Source organism: Flavobacteriales bacterium, assembly GCA_013214975.1.
GTDB lineage: Bacteria > Bacteroidota > Bacteroidia > DT-38 > DT-38 > DT-38.
In genome coordinates, this window is the sequence record JABSPR010000063.1 from 1 (window position 1) to 11,400 (window position 11,400).

Here is an 11,400-nt window from a genome sequence, read left to right on the forward strand (position 1 = left end):
GTAGTGAGAACAAGAGATGGGAACTGGGGGAAGCCGTTTAACTTGGGAGATAAAATCAATACATCTAGAGATGAAATGTTTCCTTTTATCCATTCAACAGGTTTGTTGTTCTTTGCTTCTGATGGTCATATCGGTCTGGGTGGAAGAGATATCTTTTTCTGTTATTTTGAAAAGGATGTTCCAGGTGAGATAGTAAATATGTCGAGTCCGATTAATGGACCTAAGGATGATTTTGCAATTATCATGGACGAAGATCTGAAGAAAGGTTATTTATCCTCAAATCGGAAAAGAGGAAAGGGGAGTGACGACATCTATCGGATAGAAGTTTTGAAAGATATATTTGGTAAAACAATTAATGGAACCGTTCTAGATAAAGATGGGAATCCTATTGAAAGAGCATATATTTCGATCTTTGATGGTGCGAATGAGATTGATAATTCGTTGACAGATGCGAACGGAAAGTTCTATTTTTTCCCAGATCGTGCTTATAAAGAAGTAATCATCAAAGGCTCTAAATCAAAATTCTTTGGTAAGGAATTAACTCTAAGTACAGTGGTTAAGAAGAGTACAATTAAGGCAGAGTTGGTTTTAATACCAGATCGCTAGTCCATCACGTTGATTGGTTAGAGCATCAGCCCTCGTCATCATTCTTTCCCCTCTTATTCATCTTTCTAATTAACCAATTGTCGAATAGTTTTAATAAAGTATTTACCAGAACAATTAATGTAACACAGATCACAGTTTCTATGTACAGTCCTGCGGCCGCCATACAACCGACAGCACAACTACACCAAATTGTTGCTGCTGTGGTAAGCCCATAGATGTTAATGCCCTCTTTAAATATAATTCCAGCACCTAAAAACCCAATTCCAGTTACAACTTGTCCAATTATTCTAGTCACATCTCCACCTTCTTCTGTGAGATTAATAGAGAGCATCACAAACATTGCTGAACCAATTGCGACTAAAGTATTGGTCCTAAGTCCAGCTGATTTGTGATTCCATCGCCTTTCAAAACCAATTACCAATCCTGATCCTGTAGCGATTAAAAGACGTAGTGCAAACTCTTGAATTTCCATATCCTAATTTTATTTGTGGCGAATATAGTTATAAGGAAGACGTGTAACCTGTCATCTATTTCGGACTTCTACAGTAGTTATTAAATGTAATTACATTCTCATATTTGAATAGTATAATTATACAAAGTTTGGAAGTTAATTAATTACATTGTGTAATTACAAATAACGGAAGTACGGATGAAATTCGAAGACGAAATAAAACAAAAAACTCCTTTTAAATCAGAGCAACATAAAGCTTATGTTAATTTGATGTACACCGGAAACCTGTTGATCGATCGAAGTATTCAAGTTTTGAAACCGTTTAATATTAATGAACAACATTATAATATTCTTAGGATTTTAAAAGGAAGATATCCGGAGGCTGCTTGTCCGGGTGAGATAAAGGAAGTTTTATTAAATAAGAGGGGAGACCTTACTCGTTTATTGGATAAGCTAGATAAAATGGGAGTGATTACCAGAGGAACTAATCAGGAGAATAGACGAATGATAAACATTCAATTAAATAAACAGGGAATAAAATTGGTGGATAAAATTGGTGCAAAAATGGAGAGTTTAAGAACCCATGAAAAAACGATTACAGTTAAAGAGGCCAAGCAGCTAAGTGGAATTTTAGATAAAATAAGAGGCTAGCGGTTTTTTTTAAACCAGTATTTGTAATTACAAATGATGTCGCAACGATAAATAGAAATAAAAAAAGCCATGAGTAAAACATTAGCAATAGTAGGTAGCAATAGCGCTGAATCAATTAATAGAAGTTTAACGGAAGCAGTGTTGAATAATTTAGGAACCGAAAATGAGATCTTGGATTTGCTAACCGTGGAGGTTCCGTTTTATTCTGCACAGTTAGAAGCTTTGGGTGGAATACCAAAAGAGGTAACAAGTATATTGGAGCAAATAGATGCACATGATGCGATCGTATTTTCTACACCAGAGCACAATGGTTACTTGCCAGCAATCTTTAAAAACTTATTGGACTGGTTTTCTAGAGCCGACGGAAAGTTTTTAAAAGGGAAACCTGTTTTATTATTAAGTACATCTCCTGGAGGAAGAGCAGGAGCTGGTGCTTTAAAAGCATTGGAAGGCTTAATGGGGTATTTTGATGGAGATATAAAGTCAACATATAGTCTGCCAAGCTTTCATCAAAATTTTAATAAGGAAACAAAAAAAATAGAGAATAAAGAGGAGCGTGCTAAAATGGAATCAGCAGTTAACGCTTTTCAAGAAGCAATTAAATAATTAATAAAGACTAAAAATCAGAAAACATGAAAGAGATAAAATTAAATTTCAAACTAGGAAAAATAGGTTTCTCAGCTGTGTTAACTGGAGCATTATTTTCTGTATCAGTACTAATTAATGTCTAATCGTGCGGCAGTAAAATCGGAAACAGTAGTTAAAACATCAAGCATTAAATGGCTTGCGAAAAAAGTAACGGGGCAACATTCAGGAGAAATCAGTTTTAAGGATCACTGCTTAACGTTCGATAAGGGTTCCTTAACTGGAGGGGAGTTTACTGTAGATATGACTTCTCTTAAAGTAACGGATATGTAAGGGGAGATGGCTGATAAATTAGAAGGCCACCTTAACTCTCCCGACTTTTTTGGAACAGCAGAACATAAAATAGCTAAATTGGTAATTACTAATGTGAGTAAAGAGGGGAGTGGAGCGTATGATGTAAAAGCTAAGTTAACGATCAAAGGGATCACTAATCCAATTGAGTTTAAGGCAACTTCAAAAACATCTGGCGATGAGGTTCCTTTTGATGCGAAGCTAATTGTAGACAGATCTAAATACGATGTGAAGTATGGATCTGGTAGTTTCTTCGAGGGCTTAGGCAATAAAATGATTTACGATGACTTCGAGTTGAATGTTCATCTGGTGACTTCTGTAAAATAAAGCGATGACAACTTGAGCGAAAGTGCTCGCAAAAATAAGGACTCCTTATTATTAGATAATTGCTAGCAGTAAGGAGCTTTTTATTAAGTAGAAACTTGAATCAGGGATCAAGAAGATCATTATCTCAATAATAAATACCTAATATTGAATTCTCGAAAAAAATCAGTACACAATATGTATAAGTATCTAGTTTTAGCTTTCTGTATTTCAATTCTCTTTGGTTGTGAGTCGGATCCCATAGTAAGACCTTTTAATGGCATATTAATAGATAATTTGGAGAAGCTCGAGAACGCAAATCAATATTTGAAACCATATATAGATATTTTCGATAATGAATGTTTACCCTTCGAAGATTGCGATTACTGCATAGATCAACTAATAGATGCTGCAAACGGACCATACCAGAAGAGTATTGTTGGCGGGCTTATATTTCACAAGGATCCTGCAAAATCTTTCTTATTGGTTGAGGATGCTTTAAGGCAAGTTCCGGAGGAATTGAGGTTTAATATTGCCTATGCAATGGCATTACATAGAAATGGTTATTACGATGTAGCAATACCATTTTATCTAGAATACCAGAAATACCATCATGAAGATTTTAGGGTTAATTATGGATTGGCTGAATGTTATTTAAATGTAAACGATTACAGAGCGGCATATTATTATTGGACTAAACACGATCCGGATAAAAATGCAAATAATATTCATCTGGCGATGCACAACATACGAGCTAAGTCGGATCAACATAAATATAGATCTGAGCTCATAGAAAAAGTTAAAAATGAAGACGTGAAAAGTGCTTACGATTTGTTGTATTTGGACTTGAATTGGGAATATAGTATTTGGAACACAGGTATTCAAGAGGCATTTATTAGGCCTGATTTAGATTTGGTTAAAAAAACATTTGGAGAGTTTAGTTATCCTTATTCCGAATTGGGTACCTATAATTACATTAAGCACTTGATACCACTGAATCCCAGTGCTGATTCAATTCAATCGATGCTTTACAGAGCAGAAATATTGATTAATGGCTTTAGATTTCCAAATCATGGTAATGTTACGGCTGACTTGTTAAACATGGCATTCTTTACTAGAGCCATCAATGCCCGTGATTTTTATATTTCAAGAGGAAATGAAATGGTGGAATTGGCATTCAGTTTTAAAAGCATCGAACTTTTTAAAATTTATGCAGATTTAAAGGGCTATACTAAAGGTGTATCTGTTATGGCAAATATGTGGAAAACCGGTTGGATCGAATTTAAGGATGAGGGGTATGCAATAAAATATTTGGGTAGCTTCAGAGATCAACTGACTTACGAGAATGCAGAACTTTCTGCAGCAATATCAAATTTTCCTAATTCGGCAAAGCTACAGTCGATGCGAATGAATATAGGGAGTACGAAACATATTGATATTATTCCCGATGTAGTATCAACGTTGAAAAAAGAGTTTAAAACTTTTGATTCAGATAAAGAAAGAACCTACACGTTTCTAAATCGGTATTTTTCTATTCTTAATAAAATATTAACGGAGAAAGAAAGTAAGTTAAAGAGAGAACAAGAATCTATGGCTAATCCTGAAGAACAGATTATCGAATAATCATTTTGTTAGACACGGTAGATTTGGTAGTGGAAATAGTATAGATATAAATACCCGATGCCAAGTTTTGCCTATTAAAGACTACTTGATGTTGGCCTCTAGGTAAATTAGTATTTAATAGGGTTGAGATTAATATTCCTTCCAAATTTGAAACTGTTATCGTAACGTGATCTTCTTTATTAAGCTCAAATGGGATAGTTGTTCGTTCATCAAAAGGATTTGGGTAATTCCGGGATTGGAAATCTAATGGTGTAGAGTGATCCTTTAGAAAAGTTATTAGGTCATCTCCCCATTCAAAACGAAATGCTCTGTAGGTATAAGCTACTCCCGACGCCCCACTATCTATATATAATTCAAAAACTTTGTTTCCTAACGAATCAAATTCTGTTACGTTTGGTGAATCTGTATTAACACCACCCCAACTAACTAAGCGATTGCCATTTGGTAAGGATTGTACGTTTCCTCTATTCGGAGAATAGGTTACCAACGCATTATTCTGTTCCCAAACAGGTGTAGCAGTCATTAAGGCTGTATCTATTTCGTACTCAACTACACGAGGGGTATGTGCAGAAATACTTGCGTTATCATAGAGTAAGATGTTTCCATTTTCGAGTTCTGTAACGCTGTGCTGAGAACAAAATGGGACCGAGTCATTAATAAAGGTGAATTGGCCAGCTGGGCCCCCTAGTCTCCAAATAATACTAGAGTCTGATCGGCTAATTTTGGTGATTTCATCCATTTTCTTTGCCGAAAAAAGAAAGTTTCCATCTTTTGTTCCTGTGATGGAATTAGCATGTATGTAATCTACCCATACTAAAGGGAAGCCTGGCCCATGTTCATTTTCTGAGGGATCATAATAATCCCAAGTGCTCCATTCGAATAATATCTGTTTAGTCGTTATGTCTTGTTCTTGTATGTAGTAGCCTCTCTCAGTAACATCATACCACATTGCCCCTCCAAACTCTACCGAATCTTGTATGGCTTCATCGTTACATATTAAGACGGGATTGCCGTTATTTTGAAAATATATATCGTGGAAATCTGTAGTCAATCCATTTCCGCACTCTATTGAATCTTGAATAACGAAAGTTGTATCTATAATAAAGTGCTTTTCTTTATCCATGTCGAAGTAGCATAATTGAGAATCGTTAATCATCTTAAGATCTCTAAAGTCACCTAATCCGTAGTATATAACATTGCCAACGCCGTCTATTACATAATGGTAATCTACCTGGGGAGCCACTCCGGTTGTCATGAAAATATCTCCTTTGGCTGTAGGTCCGTAATTGTTTATTTGGAATGTAGGGAAGCCAATGGGTAATGTTTGTCCAGAGCAGAATACCTGGCAGCAGAATAATAAAAGAAATGAAGTAAGAGCGTTTTTCATTTTGAGTTTAACTTCTATCGCAAGATAGAAGAGTAATTAAATCGGTATTGTTAGTTATTTAATTCTAACATCACGACCATTATGAACTAGTACTTTTAAATACGTAATAACTTCTGTGTCGACTACTCCTTCAATACCATGAATGTCATTTACTCTAACTTGTTGCATATGAAAGTTGTCCTCACAGAGCATTGTTATTTCAATTTGATGCCTCTCTGACGATGAAGCGATATATCTCACGTACTTAATTTGGGCTAAATCACGGACTACTTGTTGAAGGTGGTCAGTTGATTTTAGAAAGATTAGTACTCTGCAGAAACTTCCAAATCCAAGGTATTTAGGCTGCACCCAAGCATAAACAGTAATGATGTTATGATTAATCAGGTATTCAACTCTAGATCGTATTGTGTTTACAGATACATTTATTGCTTTGGCAATATCCTTGAAAGATTTACGCCCATCCGCTTGTATCTGATCAATCAGTTTTAAATGCGTTTCATCTAATTTCTTGTTCTTGTTATCGGTCGCGTCGAGACCCCTGAAAACAGGAACGGACGTCCCCGTATTATCTTCATCGTCAAAATACACCTCAAGGTAAGGTGTTATATGTGTATCTGTTATCCCGTCGAGGCTCATTATAGACTCATTTACAATGTCGAATAAATGTTCGTTGTCGCGACATAATATTTCCACCTCTAGAATAAATTTACCAGCAGTAACGCAAACCATGTCCACCCATTTAAGTTTGGCCAAAGAGTTTATTGCGTTTTCGAGATGTTTGCTGGTATCAATATTTAGCAATACAAGTGCATGGCAATTTAGATCAAGATCTTTAGGGTTAGCCCATCCTACAATGTGCAGAATATTTTCCTTAATTAATCTTTTATATCGATTGTGAACAGATACGTTCGAAACGCCCATCTCATCGGCTATATCTTTATAAGACTTTCTACCATCCTTTTGTAAATGGCTTATTATAATCTTGTCTTGATCGTCTAATTTATACTCAGTCATATAGCGATTTACTTATCTCTTTGCATCGAAGCAACCACAATTAGTTCACTTCTCCATTTACTAAAATACCTTAATTTTTATTGAGCTTGATAAATATCCTTTTTCTCTTTTACAAAAGCTGCGTTAAAGTGAATATTATTAACAAAGAGCACTATTATGTGCAATAATATTAAGGTGCATACGTAAAAATAGAATTTAATTAATTAATTTTGAATCAGCTAGTATTCTAGAAAACAAGACAATACAATTTGCAATTATGAAACAATCCAATTTGGAATCAATGAATATTCGAGTTCTTAATACACCTACTATGGTGGAAAAGAAAACTGTAGTAAATGACACTAACGCTCGAGTTAATTTATTTGTTGAACCTGCTTATCTCGTGGAATCTGTTATTTCAGAGTTGGTTAAATTAAAGGAGGTTGGTTTTGTTGCTCTTGCACCAAGTTCCAAAACAATTGAAGTCTTGTTATCCTGTAGTGATAATGGTCAGTTAATTCAATTAATGGATAAGCACATTTATTCTATTGATGGTGTGCAATCTGCAGAAATTAATGTGTATTTAGATGTTCGACATTGGAGTAAGAAAACTACTGTAAGGAAGAAAAAAATCATCAAGGAAAGTAGAATTGAAAAACTGGCTTCGTAGAGATTAATGCTAAAAAGGCTTCTGTCGCCAATCTGATGAGTTAACTATTATTAGGTAGGCGAGAGTACTTAACAAAAAACAAAATAAAGGGGTTGTGAATTATATCACAACCCCTTTATTTATATTCATTTTTGGGATGTGTAGGATAATGTAAATCAGGACAGGTTAAATAATTTTTACAAATAGAATCTTTACATTCACCCACCGAGGGAAAGAGAAGTAATAGCAGTAAAACACGATATTTACCCTGCTTTATTCAATACAAAGAAAGCAATGAAAAATAAATTTCTTTTAATTGCATTTATCGAAGGGGCAACTGTTATGGCAGTTGAACTTCTTGGCGCTAGAGCTATAGTTCCATTTTATGGCAGCTCATTAATCATGTGGACTACCCTTTTATCTGTAACATTATTTGGATTAGCCATTGGTTATTTTTTTGGATCGTGGTTATGTGAAAAGGTATCGAAACCTAATTCCGTAATTCTTGACTTGTTTTATTTTGCTGCATTATTTATCGCATTGATTCCAGTTGTTGCCCAGCCTTTTCTTGTATTGATTTCTAGTTTGGAGATTATTTTAGGTTGCACCATTGCATCTATGGTAATTGTGTTTCCTAGTTTGGTATGCCTTGGTGCGACATCAGCACTGATTATAAAAGTTGTTTCAATCGAATTAAAAGATCCTGGGAAAGCATCCGGATTGGTTTATTCAATTTCCACATTAGGAGGAATTGTATCCACTTTTTATTTAGGTTTTGTGGTAATACCAAACTGGGGAGTGTTTAACCCGATTATTTTTGTTTCATGGGTTCTCTTTTTAGCAACGAATATTGTTCTTTTCAACAAACAGAAAATGCGTACCGCTATTCTGTTTGGCATTTTATTTCTTATTTCTTATTTCGTAATGTTTGTAGATGTTATGTATGAGGAAGATAAACCATATGTTGAAATTTATAAGACAGAAGGCCTTCTTGGCCAAATTAGAATTGATCGTCTACGCTCCCCCAGGCAGGAGTTTGTTGTAACACGATTGCTCGTCAATAATGTTAGTCAAACGATAATTAACCACGATAAGAATTTAACAGCGAACTGGAGTTATATTCACAACTTGTCAATTTTGTCGTCTACAAAGCCCAAAGGCTCTACAGTATTATTATGTGGTTTTGGAGGTGGAAGTATGGCAAGAGAATTAGCGGATTTAGGATTTGCACTAGATATAGTGGAAATTGATGGAAGAATGGAAGATATAGCGATCAAGCATTTAGGATATCAGAAGAGAAATAATTTTATTGTAGATGATGCAAGACATTATATTAATACCACAATGAAGAAATACGATCTAATTGTTTTGGATTTACTTAAAGGAGAAGTGCAGCCATCGAATATGTTCTCTGTCGAAAGCTTTAAGCAGATAAAAAGCCGACTTAAAGTCAACGGAATGTTGCTTGTGAATTATCAAGGTAGAACCGCTGGAGATATATTGACTTTCACAACTATTTTTCAAACCATTAAACAAAGTGGACTTAATACTACAGCCTGGTCGAACAAAATATCAGAAAGTTCTGGGGATGTGGTGTTTATTGGAGAGAATAGAGATTCAAAGCTCCGCCAAGACTTGAATATACTAACGTATAAAAGATTAAATTCTTGTTGTGAAAAGTATGCGGATAGGGTTGTGAAAAGTCGCTTTTTAACAAGTGATGAACCAGATATAGAGGTATTAACAGACGACAAACCAAGGCTAGAAGTTCTTAATCAAAAAATCATCTACGAATGGCGCAAAAAAGTGATTGAGTCAACATTGATTTTGATGGATAATGGACTAGAAATTATCAAATAGGGATTTTTTTGATTAGCTATCCATTCTTAGATCTAAGAATGGATAGCTTAGGAGTTTTGTAATAGAAACTAATTTTGGGAACATACTGACTTATCGAAAAATAGGGAGATGGTTCTATAAAGGTTGCCAACTCACTCAAAACAAATAATATAAAGAAGGCTTGTATTATAAATAACACAACCCCTTTTATTGTTTATCGTATATAAAAATACTTACTCGGAAAGCGGCCATAGAAAAATCAGGTAAGCATAATGCGAGTATATATTTGAGTAAATGAAAACTAGTAAATCATGAATAAAGTGAAATAAATACTGGTAATTAAGCTATTATATTTATTTTTATCTTAGTTGTCGCATGTTTAATTAATAAAAACGTTAGTTTTTTTTAGACAAACTGGAATTGGTAGTGTATTAGATATACAGAAGCTGGTTAGACCAAATAAAAAATGATTGATATGAGTTCACGTTTCAATAAAATATTAAGCGTTATAGTAATAAGTCTATTTACTATCGCTACCCCAGTTTACAGTCAATGTACTGGTCCTGACTTTGATTGCGATGGATATCCCGACTCAGTAGACGATGACGATGATAATGATGGTATTTTAGATGTAGATGAGGGGCTTCCGCAAACTGTTGCAGGTGATTGGGGTATGGTAAGTTCAGTTCCAGCGCATGATGGAGGAGGACCAGTACCACGGACTGGACAAGTTGATAATACTGGGTGCGGAGGAACTGCTCCTCCAATAGGTTATACAATAACAGATGACGCAGCTGGTGGTAGAGAAGATGGTGTAATTATTATGTCCAATGGTGGTTGGGGTGACAATTGTATGGGTAATAATGGTTATGTAGAACCAGCAGTGGTAGACGATCAAAATTTCCATATGATGTTTGATGTACCTGTAAATATCCGAGTAGCTTCAACTCCGCAAGCGTTCACAGGAGTAAGCCCACAGGTTTTTGGTTGTATATATGACTACTGGAACGAAAAAGATGATGATATTTTTATAGAAACCGACGGTTGTGATTATCAATATACACCAGGACTTGGTGTTGGAGGAGTTAATGATATGCCTATTGGGTCTACATATGGACCTGGAAACTCCAGTACTGTTACGGGTACGGCTACAGCTCATATTGACTATGATGGTGGTGTTGAACAAGGTAGTAAACAAACTTGGTTTATTGATTTCTTTGGTGTCACGGAAGTTAATATAATGATGCACCCAGGTTCAAATTCTTCGCAGTACGCTATAGCGGTTGATCCAGCAAGTGTATGTGATGCATTAGATACCGATAGTGATGGGATGCCAGATTATCAAGATTGGGACTCTGATAATGATGGATGTCCTGATGCCGTGGAAGGCGGCTTTGGATTTACATATGGCGATGTATATACCGATGCAGTATGTGACGCTGGGCAAACTGGCCCCGCTACGGGCACCACGTCTTATATGTTGGTTGGTGGTGTTGATGCGAATGGTGTGCCAAATGCCGTAGGATCAGGAGGGCAAACAACAGGCAATAGTACGAACGATCTTGTTCTAAGTCCAAATTGTGGACCAAGTTGTTCTTTAACACCGTCTCATATTACTTGTTTTGGTGATGGGACGGGTCAATTAGACATGATGATTAATACTTCCGTAGCTCCTTACGATATTCAATGGGATGGAGTTGTACCAGATGAAACAAGTAATGATGTAAGCTTTACTCACGTAGGTGTTCTTGCAGGAACTTATGAGGTTACAGTTACCGAAACTGGGATGGGTGACGTCTTTACATGTTTAGCAACGGTAAATGGTCCGGATGAAATTATCGTTACAGTTGATAATGTAACCAACGAATTTTCATGTGGTGCACCAGGTTCTGAAGACGGAGCGATAGCTGTCACTACTACTGGTGGTACTCTTTATCCTGATGTAACTTCAACACAAACTAC

10 protein-coding genes and 1 pseudogene are annotated in these 11,400 nt (G+C 35.7%); 8 read left to right on the plus strand and 3 right to left on the minus strand.

The window, feature by feature from the left end; genetic code table 11:
• On the plus strand, positions 1–606 hold a 606-nt coding region (locus HRT72_03225; GenBank protein ID NQY66720.1), incomplete at its 5' end, for a carboxypeptidase regulatory-like domain-containing protein.
• Positions 607–631: 25 nt separating this feature from the next.
• Here HRT72_03225 and HRT72_03230 read toward each other — a convergent pair.
• On the minus strand, positions 632–1,078 hold the full coding sequence (locus HRT72_03230; GenBank protein NQY66721.1) for an MgtC/SapB family protein: 447 nt from the start codon (positions 1,076–1,078) through the stop codon (positions 632–634).
• Positions 1,079–1,255: 177 nt separating this feature from the next.
• Between HRT72_03230 and HRT72_03235 the strand changes: the two genes are divergently transcribed.
• The 4 genes and pseudogenes from HRT72_03235 to HRT72_03250 all read left to right on the plus strand — a co-directional run bounded on the left by HRT72_03235 (position 1,256) and on the right by HRT72_03250 (position 4,570).
• Positions 1,256–1,708, plus strand: coding sequence for a MarR family transcriptional regulator (locus HRT72_03235; protein NQY66722.1), 453 nt, complete (start codon positions 1,256–1,258; stop codon positions 1,706–1,708).
• A gap of 69 nt (positions 1,709–1,777) precedes the next feature.
• On the plus strand, positions 1,778–2,314 hold the full coding sequence (locus tag HRT72_03240) for an NAD(P)H-dependent oxidoreductase (GenBank protein NQY66723.1): 537 nt from the start codon (positions 1,778–1,780) through the stop codon (positions 2,312–2,314).
• 117 nt (positions 2,315–2,431) lie between these two features.
• Positions 2,432–2,971 (plus strand): annotated as a pseudogene (locus HRT72_03245) (YceI family protein).
• A gap of 174 nt (positions 2,972–3,145) precedes the next feature.
• Positions 3,146–4,570, plus strand: a complete 1,425-nt coding sequence (locus HRT72_03250) for a hypothetical protein (protein ID NQY66724.1) — start codon at positions 3,146–3,148, stop codon at positions 4,568–4,570.
• Here the strand turns inward: HRT72_03250 and HRT72_03255 are convergent.
• Both HRT72_03255 and HRT72_03260 read right to left on the minus strand, forming a co-directional pair.
• Entirely contained in the window at positions 4,560–5,957 is a 1,398-nt protein-coding gene (locus tag HRT72_03255) for an aryl-sulfate sulfotransferase (GenBank protein NQY66725.1), read from the minus strand. The two genes, HRT72_03250 and HRT72_03255, sit on opposite strands and share 11 nt — an antisense overlap.
• Positions 5,958–6,011: 54 nt before the next feature.
• Positions 6,012–6,971 carry an AsnC family transcriptional regulator gene (locus tag HRT72_03260; GenBank protein ID NQY66726.1) on the minus strand — a complete coding sequence of 320 codons (960 nt, stop codon included), beginning with the start codon at positions 6,969–6,971 and terminating at the stop codon, positions 6,012–6,014.
• Positions 6,972–7,227: 256 nt separating this feature from the next.
• Here HRT72_03260 and HRT72_03265 point away from each other — a divergent pair, with 256 nt between their 5' ends.
• The 3 genes from HRT72_03265 to HRT72_03275 form a co-directional block, all read left to right on the plus strand.
• Positions 7,228–7,620 (plus strand): hypothetical protein, encoded by a 393-nt coding sequence (locus tag HRT72_03265; protein NQY66727.1) that lies wholly within the window; start codon positions 7,228–7,230, stop codon positions 7,618–7,620.
• Positions 7,621–7,893: 273 nt separating this feature from the next.
• A complete protein-coding gene (locus HRT72_03270; protein ID NQY66728.1) occupies positions 7,894–9,459 on the plus strand; it encodes a fused MFS/spermidine synthase in 1,566 nt (521 codons plus the stop codon).
• 454 nt (positions 9,460–9,913) lie between these two features.
• Positions 9,914–11,400: hypothetical protein (locus HRT72_03275; GenBank protein NQY66729.1), on the plus strand; the 1,487-nt coding region annotated here is incomplete at its 3' end.